General features: G+C 45.4%; 11 protein-coding genes. 6 read left to right on the forward strand and 5 right to left on the reverse strand.

The genetic code is table 11. The annotated features are described in order from the left end of the window. The first annotated feature begins 159 nt into the window (after positions 1 to 159). On the forward strand, positions 160 to 453 hold the full coding sequence (locus CLV42_RS20580; protein ID WP_089836295.1) for a thiamine-binding protein: 294 nt from the start codon (positions 160 to 162) through the stop codon (positions 451 to 453). A 7-nt stretch (positions 454 to 460) separates the two neighbouring features. Here the strand turns inward: CLV42_RS20580 and CLV42_RS20585 are convergent, their stop codons facing one another. From CLV42_RS20585 to CLV42_RS20595, 3 genes are all read right to left on the reverse strand, one after another. Next, the gene (locus CLV42_RS20585; RefSeq protein ID WP_146154441.1) at positions 461 to 1,723 is read right to left on the reverse strand and encodes a glycosyltransferase family 39 protein; all 1,263 of its coding nucleotides are present in this window, start codon (positions 1,721 to 1,723) and stop codon (positions 461 to 463) included. Between the two features lie 73 nt (positions 1,724 to 1,796). Then, positions 1,797 to 3,047 carry a YeiH family protein gene (locus CLV42_RS20590; protein ID WP_106603832.1) on the reverse strand — a complete coding sequence of 417 codons (1,251 nt, stop codon included), beginning with the start codon at positions 3,045 to 3,047 and terminating at the stop codon, positions 1,797 to 1,799. Positions 3,048 to 3,131: 84 nt separating this feature from the next. After that, positions 3,132 to 4,370: a nucleoside recognition domain-containing protein gene (locus CLV42_RS20595; protein WP_106603833.1), complete on the reverse strand. Its 1,239-nt coding sequence runs from the start codon at positions 4,368 to 4,370 to the stop codon at positions 3,132 to 3,134. A gap of 140 nt (positions 4,371 to 4,510) precedes the next feature. On the opposite strand from CLV42_RS20595, the gene ychF reads away from it, so the two are divergent. From ychF to CLV42_RS20615, 4 genes are all read left to right on the forward strand, one after another. Continuing rightward, positions 4,511 to 5,614, forward strand: a complete 1,104-nt coding sequence (gene ychF / locus CLV42_RS20600) for a redox-regulated ATPase YchF (protein WP_106603834.1) — start codon at positions 4,511 to 4,513, stop codon at positions 5,612 to 5,614. A gap of 528 nt (positions 5,615 to 6,142) precedes the next feature. Further along, positions 6,143 to 9,376, forward strand: a complete 3,234-nt coding sequence (locus CLV42_RS20605; RefSeq protein WP_106603835.1) for a hypothetical protein — start codon at positions 6,143 to 6,145, stop codon at positions 9,374 to 9,376. Between the two features lie 7 nt (positions 9,377 to 9,383). Further along, a complete protein-coding gene (locus tag CLV42_RS20610; RefSeq protein ID WP_211303499.1) occupies positions 9,384 to 13,895 on the forward strand; it encodes a DUF6443 domain-containing protein in 4,512 nt (1,503 codons plus the stop codon). Between the two features lie 7 nt (positions 13,896 to 13,902). Continuing rightward, positions 13,903 to 14,370 (forward strand): hypothetical protein, encoded by a 468-nt coding sequence (locus tag CLV42_RS20615; protein ID WP_146154442.1) that lies wholly within the window; start codon positions 13,903 to 13,905, stop codon positions 14,368 to 14,370. A 465-nt stretch (positions 14,371 to 14,835) separates the two neighbouring features. Here the strand turns inward: CLV42_RS20615 and CLV42_RS20620 are convergent, their stop codons facing one another. Further along, positions 14,836 to 15,843 (reverse strand): phosphotransferase enzyme family protein, encoded by a 1,008-nt coding sequence (locus CLV42_RS20620; RefSeq protein WP_106603838.1) that lies wholly within the window; start codon positions 15,841 to 15,843, stop codon positions 14,836 to 14,838. A 101-nt stretch (positions 15,844 to 15,944) separates the two neighbouring features. Between CLV42_RS20620 and CLV42_RS20625 the strand changes: the two genes are divergently transcribed. Further along, on the forward strand, positions 15,945 to 17,246 hold the full coding sequence (locus CLV42_RS20625; RefSeq protein ID WP_106603839.1) for a GH36-type glycosyl hydrolase domain-containing protein: 1,302 nt from the start codon (positions 15,945 to 15,947) through the stop codon (positions 17,244 to 17,246). A 178-nt stretch (positions 17,247 to 17,424) separates the two neighbouring features. Here the strand turns inward: CLV42_RS20625 and CLV42_RS20630 are convergent, their stop codons facing one another. Beyond that, positions 17,425 to 20,181, reverse strand: a complete 2,757-nt coding sequence (locus CLV42_RS20630) for a TonB-dependent receptor (RefSeq protein WP_106603840.1) — start codon at positions 20,179 to 20,181, stop codon at positions 17,425 to 17,427. Positions 20,182 to 20,341: the final 160 nt, after the last annotated feature.

Raw genomic sequence — 20,341 nt, forward strand, 5'->3', positions numbered from 1 at the left:
ACTATTTTGATGTGCCGCCGTATACGGACCCGTACGTACGGTGGCTGGAGGGGACGGCATGCGAAATAATCTCATGCCTCCTACTCACTTGTAGCGCGGGATGCAACCCCGGGGATCGGGGATTCGTAATAACATTTCAATAATAATCGACAAATCAATATGGCACACAAGATCAATCTCGCATTACAAATCCTCCCTTCCGTACCCAGCGACCAGGTATACGCCGTGGTAGACGAAGCTATCGCCGTCATCCAGGCTTCCGGCCTGAAATACAGGGTATGCCCTTTCGAAACGGTCATAGAAGGCACCTACGACGAATGTATGGAAGTAGTCCGCAAGGCACAGGACGTCTGTTTCAAAGCCGGCGCCTCACAGCTGCTGGTATACGTAAAAATGCAGATCAAAAAAGATGCAGACGTCAGCATTGAAGACAAGACCGGTAAATACGACTAAGCCATATTTATCTGAAAAGGAAATTTGTTTCCAGCGATAACAAACCAATGATCATTCCGGCAGCAAATCGGATACACTGTTCCTTACTGGCGCGGACATAAGGTGCCAGTAGTATGATGAACAGCGGCGCTGTCTGTGCTACATACCTGGAGCTGAAAAGGTGGCCGACCTTAAAACTGGTGGCCAGCATCAGGAAGGTAGCCAGCAATAGGAACAGGAAAAAAGGTTCCGTACGCCGTTCCATCCATTGGAGGAAAGAACAGTACAGGAAGTACAGCGCGATAGCTATCAGCAGGGGAGAGATAAGATAAGGATATATCTGTATGACAGCTGCCGGAAAGATCTTCTTCATGGCTTCATTCAGCGGGGCATATGTGAAGTCCAGCCAGTAGTAGTTAACAGGCAGGAATATGATATATAGCAGTACCAATACCGGCAGTGTCAGGCGCCGATAGATAAACCAGCCCGGTGCTACGATGAATACGATGATCGCCCCATAGGCAAATGCCAGTATACCATGCCAGGGCACGAAGTCCCCTGCATTGATGATAGCCTGCTTAGGCGGCATCAGACCTCCCCAGATAAGAAATACCGGTATACAACAGAGCAGGGCCACGCCCATGTATATACTGACATTTACCCAGCGCTTCCATTCTCCGGCCGACTGTAACAGCAATAGAAGGGCAGCGGGTATAAACACCAGGAAAGACGAACTGCCAAGTATAGCCAGCCCCAGGCACAAGCCCGCCAGCAGAGATAAGAATATGCCTAGTCCACCGCGTTTATGGGTATGATCGAGCGCATGCTGCAGGAGCCAGATAGATAGCGTGGCAAATAGCATCGAAGGAATTTCCGTTAATGCCATCCCTGCTACCTGCCATATCATGGGTACTGCCATGATATGTAACGCAGGCAACCATACGCTTTTCTTTACCTTTCGTTGCATCTTCCGTATAATGGCCGCCAGCAGGATGATGATCAGCAGCAGCATCGTTGTATTCACCAGCCGGATGCCCGGCGTCTGTAAATGCGTGACCGGCTCCAGTGCATAATGTATCAACTGATACAAAGGCCCAGGCGCCTGGTTATCTATATTTAAGAGGAAGGCACGGGACAGCCCATATTGATGTAGTAGCTGAATATTGGCAATAAAAAGTGGTTCGTCAAACAGTGGTCCTTGCCAGTGTAGAAGTGTAATGACCAGCAGAAACAGGTAACCGGCAATACCGGAAGCCAATAATAATCTCTCTTGTGAATTTGGGCGTAGCATGTTCATAGTTCGGTAGCAGACGATCCACAGACCGTAGTGTATTGCTCACCTGCGGTCTGTGGATCATCTCCTTTTATTGTCGACCGAACACGAGGTAAGCTATCACCAGCGTAAATATGATATTGAAGAGCTGCGCAATGATAAATGCCATTGCCGGACGGCCATTCTCTATTTTAAAAATATCAGTGAATTTAGTCTCCAGTCCTATACAGGTAAACGCAATAGCGAACCAATATGTTTGCAATTCCTTCAAAGGACCTTTACTGGCGGCTACCGTTGCGGGGGATAATGCAAAGGAAAACAGAAGGGACGCCAATACGAAACCCAGTACGAACTTGGGAAATCGGTCCCAGATGGTACGCAGTGTAGGCTTTTCATAACCTGCTTCCTTACGCGAATAAGACCAGTAAAGAGAGATAAAGAAGGCTGCCAGTCCAAGCAACACGTTCTGTGAGAACTTCACCAGCGTGGCATATTTCAGTGCTTCTTCTCCCAGCACACTGCCAGCGGCTACCACAGCGCCAGAAGTATCGATCGTACCTCCCAGCCAGGCGCCGGCTACGGCAGGCGTCATATGCGCCCAGGTAGCGATATAGGGCATGAACAGCATCATGGGAATAGCGACGATGAGTACCAGGGAAATAACATGTGATAATTTTTTATTGTCCCCCTCAATAGCGCCCGCAGTGGCAATGGCGGCAGAAACCCCACAGATAGACACGGCACTGGAGATCATCATACGGAATTCATCATCCAGTTTAAACTTGCGGCATACCCAGAAGCTGAAATACCATACGGTAAATACTACCGCCACAGACTGTAAAATACCCAGTCCACCAGCTTTCAGGATGTCCTGGAAAAGTACGTTGGCGCCCAGTAATACCAGGCCGATCTTGATATACAGCTCCGTCTGTATAGCAGGCCTGAAAATGGCCGGTATCCCTACCAGGTTGCTGATCAGCAATCCCAGTATCAGGCTGAATAACACGACCTCAATGCCATATTCCTTTATGGGTTTATAACTTGCAATGAATTGTGCCAGTAGGGTAATAAAGACGATGAATAACAGGGACACCAGCAGTTTCACGACTTCCACTTTCCCTGTAAAAGCCTTCGCCAGTAGCAGACTGGCAAATACCCAGAGAAATAAAAGGCCCGTCTGTCCCCATACGGTAACTCCTCCGAATTGTGCCGTCACAAGGGAGGCATCACTCCAGACGGCGATCTTCGGGAATACCGGTTTAAGACCCAACAGCACCAGGCCAATAGTCAAAAAAGCAATAATAACAGCAATCCAGTCTTCGTGCAGCGTTTTCTTAGGCATGATAGTAAGCGACGTTAATAGTTTAAGAGTACCTCTTGGTGGAAGCGGATCTATTGGTGGTGGGCCCCAAGTTAGTAAAAGAATTTATTTATTATGAAAGAAAATGTACCCTATAATAATAGCAGCCACCAGTCCTACCACATCAGCGATCAGCCCACATGTCAGCGCATATTTGGTCTTTTTGATGTTCACAGAGCCAAAATATACCGCGAGTACATAGAACGTTGTCTCCGTTGATCCCTGTATGATACTGGCCAGGCGTCCCGCAAAGGAATCCGGCCCGTGTGTTTTCAGGATATCCACCATGAGAGCACGGGCGGCGCCCCCGCTGAGGGGTTTCATTAAGCCGACAGGAAGGGCTGGTACAAAGTCTGTATTCATACCCATAGCAGCAAACAGGCTGGCAATGCCATCCAACACATAATCCATGCAACCGGTATTCCGGAATGCGCTGATAGCCACGAGCATGGTAACCAGGTAGGGGATGATGGTAACAGATACCTGGAAACCTTCTTTGGCCCCCTCTATGAACACATCATATACATTGATCTTTTTGACCACCCCCAATGCCAGGAAGCCTACAATAATGGCAAATATGGTAAACCCACCGACGAAAGCGGTGTATTGTGCCAGCTGGTCGGCCGTGAGGTAGGGCATTACGTAATAAAGCCCCAGCAGCGCCAGACCGAAAACGGCAAAGGTCAGCAGGATAGGGGCCTTCAGTAAGTTAATCCGCTGGTAGATGGCCACGGCGATCAGACCAGACACAAAAGAGATAATAGTACCTATCAGCGTGGGAATAAAGATCTCAGCAGCATTATGGGAACCCGCGGCAATACGCAGGGCAATGACGGAGGTAGGTATCAGGGTGATGCCGGCTGTGTTCAATACCAGGAACATGATCTGGGCATTGGTGGCAGTATCCGGCTCAGGATTCAGCTCCTGTAACTGCTTCATGGCCTTCAGCCCTACAGGAGTGGCGGCATTGTCCAGTCCTAAAGCATTGGCGCTGAAGTTCATGAGAATAGACCCCATAGCAGGGTGCTTTTTAGGTATCCCAGGGAAGAGCTTGGAAAAGAAGGGGTCCACCGCCCTCGCCAGAATGCCGATCATTCCACCTTTTTCCCCCACTTTCATGATCCCCAGCCAGAAGGTCATAATACCTGCCAGCCCCAGCGAGATCTCTGCCCCGGTTTTGGCACTCTCAAACATGCCATTCATGACGGTAGAGAACACGGCAGTATCCTGGAGGAAGATCAGCCGACAAACGGCCACAACAAAAGAGATCAGGAAGAAGGCCAGCCAGACGTAGTTTAATGCCATATGGTGTGAAATGATTGAAAGCCAAATCTAATGGCAAAAATTTAATATTAAAAACATAAATCTGTGTTATAGCATGTCACTTCGGCCGAATTGCCATTGATAGCGAAAAAAGCATTATCTTCGCGCAAATTTTTAAAAAAATGGCGTTACAAGTAGGAATTGTTGGATTGCCGAATGTAGGGAAGTCGACTTTATTTAACGCGGTAAGCAATAGCGCAAAGGCGCAGGCCAGCAATTACCGTTTCTGTACAATTGAGCCTAACGTAGGACTTGTAGACGTACCGGATGAAAGGCTGAGAAAGCTGGAAGAATTGGTAAAACCAAACCGGGTAGTTCCTACTACTATCGAGTTTGTGGACATTGCAGGCCTTGTAAAGGGTGCCAGTAAAGGGGAAGGTCTTGGTAACAAGTTCCTCGCCAATATCCGTGAAGTGGATGCGATCGTACACGTGATCCGTTGCTTCGAAGACGATAACATCCTCAGGGAAGAAGGCGCCATCAACCCTGTAGGCGATAAAGAGATCATTGACACGGAGTTACAGCTGAAAGACCTCGAAAGCGTAGAGAAAAAGATCGCACGTACCGAGAAAATGGCAAAAACCGGTGGTGATCCGAAAGCGAAAAAAGAATACGAAATCCTGAAACAATGCCAGGAACACCTGGAAAAAGGTAAGAATATCCGTGAGCTGGGATTGAGCAAGGAAGACCGCGTAGCGATCGCCGACCTGTTCCTGCTGACGGAAAAGCCAGTACTCTATGTAGCCAACGTAGACGAAGCCTCTATGCTGACCGGCAACAAATTTTCCGAGCAACTGCAGGCTTCCGTTAAAGCGGAAAACGCAACAGTAGTGGTAATGAATAACAGTATCGAAGCCCAGATCTCCGAAATGGAAGATCCTGCGGATAAAGAATTGTTCCTGTCCGAATATAACCTGACCGAACCAGGCCTGAACCGCCTGATCCGCGAAGCATATAACCTCCTGAACCTGATCACCTACTTTACAGCAGGCGTACAGGAAGTAAGGGCATGGACCATCCACACCGGATGGAAAGCACCACAGGCTGCCAGTGTGATCCATACCGATTTCGAGAAAGGTTTCATCAAGGCAGAGGTGATCGCTTATGATGATTACGTTAAGTTTGGCTCCGAAACCGCAGCACGCGATAATGGCCGCTTACGCATAGAAGGTAAAGAATACATCGTGAACGATGGTGATGTAATGCACTTCCGTTTCAACGTATAAAAATACTCAGGGTTTATCCACTGAGGGGTACAACAAATCTAAGACGCTCCGGGGCCTTCCCCGGGGCGTCGCCAATTTTAGGGGGGGGATTTCTCCCCTTTTTGCGTTTCTACGATTGTCGTGTTGGGAATTAGTTCTAATTTTCAACTGATATTACAAACTCCAATAGTAACTATCCATAATTATTTCCAGATAACGTATTTCTGGCACTGGTGCATCACCAGGGCAGCCGGAATAAATGACAGCATAAAAAATTAACATTGGTTTCATTTTTTACACTATATCTTCATCTTGTAATTGTCAGTAGAAAACTCAAATTAGTTTAACCTATATGTGGTATTTCTTCTAAGAATTAATAGAAGAACTAATGCAATTTAATAAACCCAACATACCTATAAAAGTTCGTATCATTTAATGCTAAGAATCAAATATCTAAGTACGATATTGCTAGTAATCGTGCTGTTTGCCAAGCAGTTGTCCGCTCAAAACTATCTTTCAAGCCTCGAAAAAACATTAACTCCGTCGCCGATGATAGCTTCTCTGGGGACTTTCGGAGGAACAGAAATCAGGAAGAATACCGGTGGTGTCCAAAAGAGTATTCCGCTGTTTCAAGTGAAGCAGGGAGACATCAGTTACAGCCCTACCCTTGAATATTTTTCCACTGGTATTAAAGTAGACGACTGGGGTAGCCGTGTTGGTATGGGATGGACGGATAACATCACTGCGGTTATTACCCGTACAGTGAGACACATACCGGATGAAACAGCTACTTCAAGATTTGGAGATGGTCCCGATGAGTTTCTGGATCCGTCAGACCCTGTAAATGCGCAGAATGCGCTTGCTAAGGCAAGGCAATTGTCATCTCCTACGACAAAGGTGGATGGAATATTTGACGAGTTTCATTATAATATAATGGGTACTTCTGGAGGTTTTATTATCCGGAAAGGTCAGGCAGTATTGCTGAAGGACAATAACGAGTTTAAAGTATCTATTATATCAACAAGTCCTACTTATCAGTTTATTCTTACTGACATAGGGGGGACAAAATATTATTTCACCTCATCTGTTGAGAAGACTAAGTTTGATGCAGATAACCCGTGCGATAATGATAACCCGAATACTGCTTATACGGCTACTGCATGGTTTGTGGATAAGATGGTATCTCCAGGTGGCCGTGTTGTGAATTTCTATTATAGTGATTTATCGTTTAATTATTTATACGATTTTAACGAATCATATATTTTCTCTGAGGTAAATGATTTGCCTTACGATCCCTGTAGTGAAGGTTCAGCTCCTAGTGGAACCCGTAGCTATTGTTTAAGGAGGAAACTATCGAACACTAAACTGTTGTCTTCAGTCACTGCAGATAACTTCAGTTTGACATTCGACTACATTACACGTAATGATATCTATGCTGAGAAATTGCTTAGCAAGGTCACGTTGAAGAATAATGATGGCGAGGTAAGGAGTGCTACGCTGAAGTATGACGAGGTAGTCGCTACTTCCACGTTGGAATTGATCATAGCGAATAGCTTGACTAACGATCCTGTAGAGGAAAAAGGCCTGAAAACGAGATACTATCTGAAATCGCTTGAAATTTCAGATAGCAAGGGCAAACCTGAGCAGTTATATCAATTTACATATTTTAATCCGGGAGACTTGCCACATCGCTATTCTCTGTCGCAGGACTATTTGGGTTATTATAACGGTCAGATAAATGTAAGTTTAGTGCCGAAAATATCGTTAATAGGAGAGCCGCAGCTTTTTATTGATGCAACACGTGGTATTACCTTCGGTAACCGTGATCCCTCATTGGCTGGTCGTGCTGGACTTCTGAGCAATATCACATACCCCACAGGCGCAAAGGATGATATCACTTATGAACAGAACAAATACCATACAATTGTAGAAAACATACATACAGCATCTGTTAAGGACTGGTATTCTTGTGAAGAATGGCCATCCTATTCAGGTGGATTTTTTACAATGAATGTGCCGATGGCCGGTCCTGTTACCTTATTTGTAGAATGTTATTACGGGTCTGATGAACCAATGACCAAGCCGGTGGAAAATTATGAAGCAGATTTTGAACTTTGGAGTTCAGATGGTATTGTAACTTTTCCCAGCGGACAGACCAGGATACAGTTGCAGCTAAACAAAACGTTTAATTCTACAAATATTCTCAAAGGGCAGCCAATAAAACTGATGATGGAACCCGATAAAGAATACTGGTTAAACGTCAATATTTATGGCAAGAATACTACTTTGAGAGCAACACTTGAATACATCACTTCTATTACCAATGACCCTGTTGATTCGGTTTACATGGGATATCGTGTGAAAAATGTAGTTACTCATCCGTTGGCAGGACCGGATCTTGTTAAGTCATATAACTATAACACTTTTAAGGTAACAGGTAATCAACTGGCGCTTTCTAATGAAAGTTCTTTGAATGTCACCCCGCTTAACAATTTCCGTACGGAAGGACTGTGGTTATGCGAAAAGACCGCCACTAATGGTGTACCCACCTTGTCACTGCTTAAATTAATGGGTAAAAGCAACTATAACTTAAATGAATATGCAGGAGTACCTTATACATATAGCTGCATTACAGAGTTTCAAGATGCGTCGGAAACGGCATTCATCTCCAGCGAAATGGCGGTGAGTCGCGACACACGTGAAGTTCGAATAATTGACGATGGGAAATGGACTGGCCTGGAAATAACATATCCTGCCCTGAATAATTCCTCCTGGAACAATGGTATTGAATTAAACCGGTATTATGGGGCGAAAATCGATGGTAAGTACAATGTAGATCGCCGCATAAACTGGGATTATTTACAGGATGAAAAGTGGTTCTTTACTTATTCTGCATATCAACTCTTGCCTGTAATACAGGGATTTAGTGATCCGAGATCCAATCTTGGCTTTTATATGATAAAGTCAGGAGCAGTTTACACCCACTATGTAAAACTGAATTCCATGACGGAAACTAATTTTTATCCTGTCGCAGGGGGAGGATATAATACAGGTGTCAATAAGACGCTCTATAGGTATGCTGGCGACAAGCTGAAGTCTGAAGAAGAAACAACTAGCAGTAAGGGAGAGGTGCTGTTGAAACATATCGCCAGACCATATGAGATGATGAATACAACAGGTAAAGATCCACAGGGTATTTATGCAGCAATGGTCAATAACCATATAGTGGCCCCGGAGATCGAAGTAGCGAATAATCGCGATGGTAATCAGGTAAGCTTGGTCCGTACTAATTACTTCCAGCCATTTACGGGTTTGTTTTTGCCGCAATCTATACAGACGCAATCCGCTAGTAGTGATCCTTTAGTGACGAACCTGAAGTACCTGAAATATGATGATATGGGCAACATATTAAGCTTATCTGAAAATAACGGTAAGATCATTAATTATATCTGGAGCTATAAAGGAATTTATCCGGTTGCCAAAATTGAGAATTGCGATTATAGCACTCTGGAAAGTGTAATAGGATCTGCCGCACTCACAAGCTTTCGTGGTCTTAATCCGGATGACGTCAAGGTAGAGCAGCTGATAGCCCCTGTCAGGACTAATGTACCGGGGGCGTTTATTACCCGATATACTTATACGCCCCTGGTAGGTGTGAATGCTATAATGGACAATAAAGGGCAGATGATCTATTATAATTACGACAACTTCCAACGCTTGAAGACTATCAAGGATACAAACGGTAAAGTTATAAAGAGTTTCTTCTATCATTATGGCAATTAACTCTCCTATGAAAAAGCACATAACTAATATATTACTACTAATAATACCCGCATTTGCGAATGCACAAAATAAGCCAGTGGGTGGTGGTGTCCCCGCAGCTACCAGGACTGTGAATATTCCTACCGCGTATCCGGCAGATATGAAGTATAATTATATCCGTACATGGGAACCTTCGTTGCCTCTCCCTGATGATGCATCGTTGGGTACCTATACTGATGCCAGGGACGTCGTACAAAGTACGCAGTATTTTGATGGTATGGGACGACCGCTTCAAACAGTGACAAGAGGTATTTCGTCTACAGGTAAAAAAGATCTGGTAGTACCTTTTTTATTTGACGAATATGCACGTGAGCAGTTTAAATACTTACCCTACGTTTCTTCAACTGCTACTGGTGAATTCAGGAGCAATGCTTACGCAGAACAGAATACTTTTTTGAAAAGCCAGTATTCCGGTGAGACGTTCTTCTATAATGAAACCCAGTTTGAGCCTTCAGTATTGGGTCGTGCATTGAAAATGATGCCCGTAGGTAACAGCTGGGTAGGTAAAGGTCTTGGAACGGGTCAGTCCTATGATGTAAATACCTTGGCAGATGCTGTCAAAATATGGGATATGGGTACACAGGGATATCCTGTAAGCCGTACGCAGGACTATGCCGCGGGCATGTTGACGAAAATGACCACAACCGACGAAGCCGGCCATCGGCTTATAGAGTACCGAAACACTGAAGGACAAACTGTTCTGCAGAAAGTACAGCTTTCGGAGACGCCTGGCACCGATCACACCGGGTGGTTATGTACATATTATGTGTATGATGCTTATGGCAACCTCCGTTACAAGATACCTCCCCGCGCAGTTGAAATATTGTCCGGGAATGGCTGGACACTTGCAGATGCCAAACTGCGCACCGAGTTATGCTTCAGCAACAATTATGATAATCAGCAGCGATTGATTGGTCGGCAGATACCTGGTAATTTGACTTATGAGTATGTGTACGATTCACGTAACAGACAGGTAATGGTTAGGGACAATAATTTGTTGATGCAGGGTAAGTGGCTTGCTACATTCTATGATGATATGGACAGACCCATCATGACAGCCTTTTATAAATCAACTGAGTCGGCTGCACAGTTACAGGCGATTTTCAGTGCCGCGACTTCCGGACGCCAGATACCTTATAATGTGTCTGCGCCGGCCAACCTTGTTGTCAATATCGATGATGGTAGAACACAATACAAAGCAGCGGAGGAGATCGTGTTTGCTCCCGGATTCGAGAGTATGGGCGCCTTGGAAACAATATTAGGTCCAGGTACTACGCTCTATACCGAAATCATCGCTGCTAATAATGTTCCGTCAGCCATTGTCGACTCGCAGCTTGAACCCCTTACCTATACCTATTATGACAATTATGACTTCAAAGATAAAAAAGCGGCTGTTTCAACTGCGATGGCGGCACCTTTAGGTACGCCGTATGTTGATGAACTACCGATAACTTTACAAACTAAAGGCTTGATAACAGGCCAGAAGGTGAAGGTGTTGGGAGCGAGCAACCAATGGCTGGTTACAACTTACTATTATGATAATAAAGCACGTACCCGACAGATCATTTCAGATAATGCGGAAGGGGGGCTCGATATTGTAACAAACCTCTATAATTTCAGCGGTCAGTTATTGAATGACAATGTCATCCGTCGGAATCCCCGCAGTACGGCGACGCCAGAGGTAGAAATATTGACCAGGCGAGAATATAACCACGCGGGAAAATTAGTGAAGATAAGTAAACAACTGAAAGGTAAACCAGCGGTGGATATAGCAACTAATGAGTATGATGAGTTGGCTCACCTGAAAAGGAAAATTTTCAAAAGGAGTGATGGATCTGAACTTGAAAGCCTTACTTATGATTATAATTCAAGGGGTTGGTTGAAAGGCATCAATACTCAGTATCTGAAAGGATCAGAAAGCCATTATTTTGGTGAAGAAATAAGCTATGACTATGGATTCTCAGAACCTCAGCTTACTGGTAGTATAGCAGGTATCAGATGGCGCAGCAGCGGTGATATGGTGCAGAGGGCATATGGCTACAGTTATGACGCCAGCCGCAGATTGCTAAAAGCTGATTTTACCCAGTTAACAACTGGTGGAAATTGGGATCAGAGTGAAGGTGTGAATTTTGATGTGAAAATGGGTGATGGTAAAGACGCTTTGCAGGCCTATGACGCCAACGGTAATATTAGGAGAATGCAGCAATGGGGGCTGACAGGTGCTGGTACCAGTGGACAGATTGATGACCTGATCTATAAATACAAGGAAACAAATGAAGCTAGTAATAAGCTAAAATCTGTGACTGATAATCGTAACAATCCCAGCAGTCTGCTTGGAGATTTTAAAGAGATCACAAAAGGGGAAGCAGAAGATTATGACTATGATGGTAACGGCAACTTCATACGTGACAATAACAAAGGTATCACCCAGGTTACCTATAATTACATGAACCTGCCAGAGTTGATTACCTTTGGTACGAAAGGTACTATCCTGTTTGAATATGATGCTACAGGTGGTAAATGCCGTAAAACAGTCACTGATAAAACGGGAAGCTCGACAAAAGTAACTACCACTGCCTATATAGGAGGAATGGTATTCGAGCAGGACGTGCTGAAGTTTGTTAAGCACGAGGAAGGCCGCATACGCTTGTCTTATCCTTCGAACCAACCAGTGCAGTATACATTTGACTATTTCGTCAGGGACCATCTGGGTAACATACGTAGCATACTAACAGAAAACACACAGCAGGGATTGTATATGGCGAGCATGGAAACCGAAAGAGCAGCTACAGAGACGGCCCTGTTTTCAAATATAGAAAATACGCGTACAGCTAAGCCGGCAGGATATCCACAAAGTGAGACGGCAACAGCCAACCAGTACGTAGCCAGGCTTAATGGCGATGACCAGAATAGAAGAATAGGCCCCTCCCTGGTATTAAGAGTAATGGCTGGCGATACAATAACGATTGCTGCTAATGCTTTCTATAAATCTACCTCACCTGCCAATACACAAAACAAAAGTGTTCCAGTCGAAGCAATGATCACGTCGCTTGTACAAGCATTTGGTGGCCTATATATAGATAAACACGGTAAAGCAGGTACGGAAGTAAATAAGACATTGCTAAATGCAAAAGATCTCAGGGGCCAGTTACGTAATTCAAATGAGCCGGAAGATGATCAACCTGTATCACCCAAACGTCCTAAAGCTTACCTGAATTTTTCGCTTTTCAACGACCAGTTAAAGCTTGTGCAAGAGAATAGCAGTGTAAAGCAGGTGCAGGAAATGCCAGATGAGTTACAGACACTGGCGCAGAATAGAATGGTAATACGACAAAGTGGTCTGCTATATGTGTATACCAGCAACGAAACTGCACAAGACGTATATTTTGACAACGTTGCAGTTAACGCAATACCTGGCCCCTTACTGGAAGAAACACACTATTATCCATATGGTTTGACAATGAACGGCATTTCTACTCAAGCTGCCACCGTTCCTGTCAATAAATATTTATATACTGGTAAGGAATTGCAGACTAAGGAATTCGAAAATGGCCCAGGTCTTGACCTATACGATTATGGCGCCAGAATGTATGACGCACAGATAGGCAGATGGCATGCACTTGATCCGGCTGCCAGCTCTTTCGCAGGAGTGTCTCCATATAACTATGTATCTAACAATCCAATTGCTTCCATTGATCCCAATGGGATGTGGACTGTCGATATCAAACAGGTAAAAGCGGCTGATGGTAGAACTACTTATGCTTTACAATTCACTGCGGAAGCAGGAGACAATCTCCAGACACTAAGTGATCAATTAGGAGTCGCAGTAGATGAACTTAGCCAAAATGCAGAATTAAAAGGAGCCACTATCAAAGAGGGAGCAACATTCAGTTTGAAAGATCTGGACGCTGTAAACCAGATAAATACGGCATTGAATACAGTAATACAGGATACATGGAACTGTGCAAATTTTGCTGCTGCCGGAAGTGGAACTGTGGGATTGCAAACACAATGGGACCATCCGGCTTCTAAGGGTTATGAAGATAATATTGAAATATTTTCCCGTACATTGAAGGGGGACTATGCCGCTGTAGATCAGAAGAACACATCAATAGGGAATGTTGTACATTTCAGGGTGAACGAAGAACGATTCAGGAAGCAGATTATGGAGAAGGCTGTGGCCAAATTTAAGGCGTCGGGAATGTCAGATGCGGATATACAGGCATGGATATCAAATCCTAAGTGGGTTGAGGGTTTTACTACTTTTGTATGTGACGTGGTGGAACATGAAAGGCATTTTGCGGTGGTGGTGTTAAAAGATAAAACCGGACAGAACATTCAGGATATTATACAAAAAGCGGGGAAGCAACATTTTATGTTTACTGTTGATAAGATGGCAAACGTAGGCAATGAAATTCCTTACGTTCCTACTCCGGTAGAAGGAACAACAACTCCTTATTATGATAAAACGAAGAAATAAAGTCTATATGAAACTATTAACTATTTTTATAATGACCTGCCTTTTTGGATTAGATGCTGTTGCCCAGGAAGCTAGTCGTAATAACGAAATGCGATATACAGTTGTTAAAGCTCAGGGCTTAAAAGACGATATTAAAAAAGTTCTCGTGACGGTTTCCAAAAAAGAGTTGACAAATCCCAAGGGAGTAACAGTTAGCTATTATGCCAAGCCAGGGGAGATATATCTGGAGAAGGATAGTGTGCAGATTGGATATTACAATGTGAGTGGGAATGAGGACAGTATTATGATCGATAATTTTCGTCCTTTCAGAGAGAGGTTATCGAGTTTAGATCCAAACGAACGAAAATATAAAGTTGCTATAGTCAGCCGAACCTCAAAGGCCATTATCGTAGAGGTGAATAATTGGGGCGAGGAGACAAAAGAAAATCTCCTAGAGAAAAGCGTGTTACTAACTTTAAAGCCTTTAAAGCAATAGAGAAGAAAAGCCGTCTCATTGACGTGCTTTCCGTCAATGCCCTATCGGACATAAAAAATCATTTTCGGTGCGACCGCGATTTGTCGATCCACAAAAAAGCCTTCAGATTATCTGAAGGCTTTAATACTTGCGAGAAACAGGGGTCCGAACTCCCGCACGTGCCCAGATTTCTATCAGCCTTCAAACCTGATTTTACAGGAGCCATATTTCAATTTAATACTTTTCCAAACCCACCAGATGAAAGGAGCAGCCAATAGCTTGTAGAATGGCTAGGATTGGAATGTTGTTTCCAATATATAAAGGGTATTTATAATCGATAATAACTGACATAATGATGCGATCCCCCCCTGCATCCTATCCATTCCTTCCCCATATCAAAGGCACATTAAAGGCATATCAAAGGCATGTATAAAGCATGCTAACCTGGCCAAAACTGCCCCATGTACCCCCTGACAATATTACCGTTCAACCGTGTTCCACCACCTTCCACGCCTGCTCCAACAGCTTACGAACAACCGCAAACCTACCCTGTAACATATGCAATTGCATCATCGGATAAAACTGATCATGCGTAGTATGAAAGCCCATATAAAACACCCAGAATCCTAATCCCAGATAAGGGATCGCTGCTAATTCCTCCTCGCTGAGTGCACGCTCGCTGCGATAAGCTTCCACGAAAAGCGACCAGGTATTATCCCGTTGTTCTGCCGTCAGGCGGCCTAGATGTGTATCAATGAGCAATTGCTGGTGGAAAGTCATCAGGTCATTAGCCAGCCAGCCTTTTCCAAAGAAGTCGAAGTCAAAGAAGGTTATATGATCCTGTGCATCGAAGTGGAAGTTCTTCGGCAGGAAATCAAAATGACAGTAGCCAAAGGAAAAACGGGAGGTATCCAACTGCGACAGGAAGGCCTTCACCTTATCTGCCGACGCTAACAGCCATTCATAAGTGGCAGGATCTTCAGTGAAGTATTCTTTGACCGCAGCCAGTGGTTGAAATAAGGTGGTTTCCAGGTCAAATATCCACCGGTCTTCACTCAGTTGTATCTGGGACGAGATATTATGAAACCGTGCCATTTCCCGCCCAAAATGGCGAAGCTGAACGTCCGACAGGATATTATGGGAACGCCCTTCCGCATAACTAAACAAAACCGCATGGCGGATGCCTTCGGCTCCGGGGAGGGCTTGGATGTAGTGTCCATCTTTATCCACCAGCGGGTAGGACACAGATACTTCGGCTGTATGTAAAGCCGTCAGCAGTTCCACTTCCGCCTGTATATTACCCAGGGTACGGTGAGAAGGTCTGTAAATGCGTAGAATAAACCGCTCACTGGCGGAAGTAACAAGATAAGTATCACCTACACCGCGCACGATAAACTGGCACTGAACGGAGCCAAATGTATACTGCTGACTGATGTAAGCGGCTAGGGCAGTAGGGCTAAGGGTCGAATACAGGGTCGGGAAAACAGTTTGCATGCCGCAAAGATAGGATTCCTATACTTTGTTGGGTTTGTCTATAATGTTTGTACATTTAAATACATGTTCGTACATTAGCCTCAGGTCTTAACAACAGATATATGAGAATATTTACTGCTTTCCTCGTCATTTCACTCTCCCTGGCAGCCTTCCGGACGCCCGTCCTTGCTCAAAAGACGGACAACAGGAAATTGTCACTTGCCATTCGTAACGACCATCGTCTGGACACTATTCAGGCCCGGGCACTGCGTCTGCTCACCGGTTTTAATGCTGGCACCTCTTACGGAGAGGTCTGGATCAGGGACCTCAACACCTTTATTAAGGGTTCCCTGAAAGTCCATTCTCCTGAAAAAGTAAAGGATATGCTCCTGCTGTTCTTTAAAATGCAGGGGAACGGAGGTGATATCGTCGATGGTTTCATCGATATCAAAAAAGCGGCAGTAGGCTACGAATTCCGCTATTTTCCAACAGCCCCCGACTGGGTAGCGCATAAAAACACCGTAGAAACAGACCAGGAATCATCTTTGATCCAGGCCATCAGAAAGTATATAGACGTAACCGGCGACACATCCATTCTAGGGGAAAAAATAAACGGGAAGACCGTCATCCAGAGAATGGAAGACGCGCTTGCGTACGTTCATAACGAACGCTGGGCAGAGGAGTACGGATTAGTGAAAGGCGCTACTACTGTCGATTGGGGCGATGTACAACCAGAAACTGGCTGGGGCGTAGTCATCAACCATAAAACCAAATGGGCTGCTGATATTTACGACAACGCCATGTACCTGATCGCCATTCAGGACTTCCTGGCGATGAAACCAGCATCCTATCAATCTGCTGAAGACTGGACAGTCATCGCCCAACAGATAAAGGGAAACGTACGTAAACATCTCTGGGAATCTGCGAAGCAGAAATACATTCCTCATCTCTACCTGAACGGCAGCCCTTTTCCTGCATCATTCAATGAGAACGAGATGCTGTATACCGGTGGCTCCGCCTGCGCCATCCTGGCCGGCCTTCACAAACGGGAAGAAATAGCCGCTATCAACCAACAAATGGTAGACGCGGCTGCTAAAGAGAAATTCGCGACAATCGGCATAACCGTATATCCTCCTTATCCTGCGGAGGAATTTCCCAACATGCATCCTTACATCTACCAGAACGGTGGTGACTGGACATGGTTCGGCGGCCGAATGATTCAGGCCCTTATTGCCAACGGAATGATAAAGGAAGCATGGGAAGAATTACAGCCTATCGTTGCAAGAACTATCGCCCGTAAAGGCTTCTACGAATGGTATGACGTACGTACCGGCGAACCCAAAGGCTCCGGCGATTTCAGAGGAGAAGCAGGCGTCTTGTTTGACACCATCACCATGTTACGGGAATGGGCCGAAAAAAAGTAAATAAACGGAAACAACAAACGCTGATAATCCGCGTCAATAGCCCCCTTTAGGGGGCTTTTTGTTTGTAGTGCGGGTCTTCAATCCCGAGGTTGGCCCTCCGGGAAACATAACGTACCGAAAAAATTAACCCCGGGGTACACATCCCCGGGGTTAAATAAGTATTCAAAGAACCATCAGATTATTTCAACAGATCATCAAACAGGATCGCGGTATAATAAATCGCTCCTGCTTTCGGATTACCGTACGAAGTCTGGAAGTAATGGTTCGTAATATTAGAGCCACCTACTTTAATCGTAGCCCTGATCTTCGGTATTCTGTAATTCACCTGTGCATCTACTGTACTATACGCAGACACGGTACCTCTCACGAAACTGGAACTCCATACAAACGCATCCTGCCAGCGATACATCACGTTAAAGCCAAGGTTCTTGGCGATGCTCTTACTCGCAACACCGATATTGAAACGGTATTTAGGCGTGTTAAATGCATTGTCCAGTTCCCCTTTGTTGTTCGTAAGATCGTTGTAAGAGAAGTTACCTGACAGGGTCCAGCTATTGATCAGGTAATCGAGGCCGATGGCACCTCCCTGTGCTTTCACCGTTTCAGGATTATTCACGTAGGTAGCAAATATTTTGGCACTGCTCAGGGTAGGATCCTGTGCCAGTGGTACTGTAGGCTGTATCAGTGCTGTATAGGACAGGAAGTTCTTATAAGCGCTGTAGTAGTAATACGCGTCGATCAGCAGGCGATTCTGGATCAGACCCTTATATCCGATCTCATAAGCGCTTACGCTTTCAGGCCTGAACTTGCCGAAAGTATACTGTTGCAGCTGGGTAGGATCGCCAGTGGCAGCATAGCGTTGTACGCTGGCCTGCGTATAACCTTTATTGTTGTAGAGGTTATACTTGTTCAGCAGTTCAGGTAATCCACCTATGAGGCGTGTATTGGCGCGGATAGGCAGGTCGATGTACTGGTCCTGGTTGGTAGGATTACGGTAGGCTGTCTGGAATGACAAACGGATATTATGACGAGGGGCAACAGTAAACACGCCGGATATACGAGGTGTGAAGCGGCCGTCAAAATTTTCGTTTTTGTCATAACGCATAGAACCTGTCAGTTTGATCCTGTCATTTACCAGTTTCTTACCCACCTGCAGATAAGCACCTACTTCATCGATCTTGATACGTCCGTCAGCATCATCGAAGATGGTACCGTCAGAGTTGAGGGAGTACCTGCGGAAGGCCGCGCCTGCCTGTACTTCCAGTACTTTGATGTGGTCGGTGAAGTCATAGAAACCTTCATAGTGATACAAGTTCGTTTTATCATTGAACTTGGCTCCGTTCCTGCCGGCGCCGAAGCCGATATAATTGCTGGTGATAGTCTCTTTAGCCTGGTTGAAGGCTGCGCTGCCAGGCATTAATCTGTTTCTGTCAGCTACTCCTCTGGCAATAGCATGCGCCTGTGCATCTGTCTTTACACCTGGAGCGCCGGGGAAAACACCTGCGCGGGCCTGGTTGTAAACGGTCGCATATTCTGCAAACCATCCGCCGGTTACATTACCATCGTTATCCCTGACTACGCTTGGATTATAAGCCTCATTCAGCAGGGTTCCTAATGCAGTGGCATTGTAGGCTTTACCGGAACGTTCCTGCGTGGTATAACCACGTACAAAGAAGCGTTTGCCCCTTATTTCGATCTTATACTGTCCCAGGTTGAACTTGCGGAGTGAATAGCGGTCAGAGCCAGTGTATACAGTGGTACCGGTTCCCCAGTTCCCCTGAACAATGGCCTCCGTATTATCTGTGATCTTATAATGAAATGCAGCGCCTGTCTTCAGGCTGCTTGTGCTGTAATCTACCAGGTCCTTTTCCCTGTAACCGGTACGGGATACCGCCTGTCCGTTGAGTAATCCGCCTGAAGCTCCGAAAGTAGTGGTGATCTCATCACCGTAAACGTTGACACCGTCGTAATTAGGATCTGTAGCATGAGAGAAACCTGGTTTAGTATGCAGGTTTAAACGGTCGAAATTCGTAGAATCTACCGCCTGCCAGTCGTCAGCCTTCATGTACCCGAAGTTGAGTTTAAAGGCGAACTTACCGAAGGCTTTGGCATAACGGGCTGTAATATCCGGAATGAAGCCGATATGGTCCTGTTGCTTTTGACCTACGTGGTTGATCCCTGCCTGTAGTTTCAGGCTGAGACCCTGGTAGTCAAAGGGGCTTTTACTGGTCATCAGTAAGGTACCGTTCATACCTCCTGCACCATACAGCGCAGAAGATGCGCCTGGCAGCAATTCCACACTGGCTACGTCCAGCTCGGAAATGCCGACAATGTTACCTACGGAGAAGTTCAGGCCCGGCGCCTGGTTGTCCATGCCATCCATCAGCTGGTTAAAGCGGGTGTTACCATTTGTATTAAAACCCCTGGTGGTAATGGTACGGAAGGTAAGGCTCTGTACGCTGGATTCAACGCCTTTCAGAGAAGGCAGGGCGTCATAGAAGCTAGGGGTAGGAGATTCCCGTATGGCCGTTGCATTGAGTTTCTCAATAGATACCGGCGATTCCAGTATACTTTGAGACACACGGCTGGCGGCAACTACGATCTCTTCTCCCAGGATCTCCGTCGAAGCGAGTTGCACAGTAATGTTGCCCGCACTGTTCACCACCACCGGGGCGCTGCTATACCCCACGGAGGAAAATACCAGTGTGATCGGGAACTGGCGGGTCGTGTTGAATCTGAAATTTCCGCTACCATCAGTAATGGTACCGGCAAGTGAGCCTTTGACGCTGACAGTAACCCCCGGTAAGGGATTGCCTGTTGTCTTGTCTGTTACAGTACCTGTTACTGTCTGTTGTTGCTGTCCATAAACCCTTGTAGATAAGTTTATGAGCAACAAAAGGGCGCACAAACAGGTGAGTTGTAGATAGTTCTTCATACTGTGGCGATTTAGGATGATCTTGGGATTACGTATACGTTTTGATGAATGTAAGGAAAATAGTTGAATAGTCGACAGGCGACATCGTATAGTTAACAACCTACACGTGATTATGTTCTGATATGTTACAATAGTTGTTTACGAACGTTTTTGAAACTGC

Source organism: Chitinophaga ginsengisoli, from assembly GCF_003014595.1.
Classification (GTDB): Bacteria; Bacteroidota; Bacteroidia; order Chitinophagales; family Chitinophagaceae; genus Chitinophaga; species Chitinophaga ginsengisoli.

Bases quoted from the DNA above. Each gene is read 5' to 3' on its own strand.
- CLV42_RS20615 (WP_146154442.1), top strand. From the start codon at position 13,903: ATGAAACTATTAACTATTTTTATAATGACCTGCCTTTTTGGATTAGAT.
- CLV42_RS20630 (WP_106603840.1), bottom strand. From the start codon at position 20,181: ATGAAGAACTATCTACAACTCACCTGTTTGTGCGCCCTTTTGTTGCTC.
- CLV42_RS20590 (WP_106603832.1), bottom strand. From the start codon at position 3,047: ATGCCTAAGAAAACGCTGCACGAAGACTGGATTGCTGTTATTATTGCT.
- CLV42_RS20585 (WP_146154441.1), bottom strand. From the start codon at position 1,723: ATGCTACGCCCAAATTCACAAGAGAGATTATTATTGGCTTCCGGTATT.
- CLV42_RS20595 (WP_106603833.1), bottom strand. From the start codon at position 4,370: ATGGCATTAAACTACGTCTGGCTGGCCTTCTTCCTGATCTCTTTTGTT.
- CLV42_RS20620 (WP_106603838.1), bottom strand. From the start codon at position 15,843: ATGCAAACTGTTTTCCCGACCCTGTATTCGACCCTTAGCCCTACTGCC.
- CLV42_RS20580 (WP_089836295.1), top strand. From the start codon at position 160: ATGGCACACAAGATCAATCTCGCATTACAAATCCTCCCTTCCGTACCC.
- CLV42_RS20610 (WP_211303499.1), top strand. From the start codon at position 9,384: ATGAAAAAGCACATAACTAATATATTACTACTAATAATACCCGCATTT.
- CLV42_RS20605 (WP_106603835.1), top strand. From the start codon at position 6,143: ATGATAGCTTCTCTGGGGACTTTCGGAGGAACAGAAATCAGGAAGAAT.
- CLV42_RS20625 (WP_106603839.1), top strand. From the start codon at position 15,945: ATGAGAATATTTACTGCTTTCCTCGTCATTTCACTCTCCCTGGCAGCC.
- ychF (WP_106603834.1), top strand. From the start codon at position 4,511: ATGGCGTTACAAGTAGGAATTGTTGGATTGCCGAATGTAGGGAAGTCG.